Below are 503 nucleotides of genomic sequence, written 5' to 3'. Positions count from 1 at the left end.
AGATGAGCTCGGGAATCGCTGACATCGTCGCACGGCTCGGAGGCGACGAGATGCCATGGCCAGGCCGCGGACGGGCCAGATCTCCGCGCCTCACACCACCCACCAGATGACGCAGATCCTCCATGGACGCACGGGCCTCCTCCCGCAGGGCAGACGCCGTCGCAGCGACCTCGGGGTCGGTGCGTGCCCCGACCTCAAGGGCACCGGTATGCAGAGATATCACCGACAGTCGGTGGGAGAGCGTGTCGTGAAGCTCGCGTGCCAAGAGCTCTCGCTCCGACTGCCGCGCGATCTCGGCCGTGAGCGACTCATTGCGCAGAGCTTCGCGTTCGGCGATCGACTCGACCGCCCTCATCTTCCGAGTCCGACGCAGAAGCGCACCGACTCCCAGCGCCGTACACAGTCCGATGACTCCGGCAGCGACCGTGATGATTCTGATCGCCAGGTGCGCATCCTCCGGCGGAATGGTCGCCTCGAGCCCGGTGACCTGAGCCGGATCGGGC

Annotated in this window: 1 protein-coding gene; it reads right to left on the bottom strand. The window is 67.0% G+C overall.

Features of this window, described 5'->3' with window-relative positions; translation table 11 throughout:
* Window positions 1-503, bottom strand: a 503-nt coding sequence (locus IEV86_RS17760; protein ID WP_188484867.1) for a sensor histidine kinase, incomplete at both ends; no start/stop codon positions are given.

The organism is Cellulomonas carbonis (assembly GCF_014636275.1).
In the GTDB taxonomy this organism is placed as follows: domain Bacteria; phylum Actinomycetota; class Actinomycetes; order Actinomycetales; family Cellulomonadaceae; genus Actinotalea; species Actinotalea carbonis.
The sequence above is the reverse complement of the archived record's forward strand: the minus strand, read 5'-3'. Positions and strand labels throughout refer to the sequence as shown.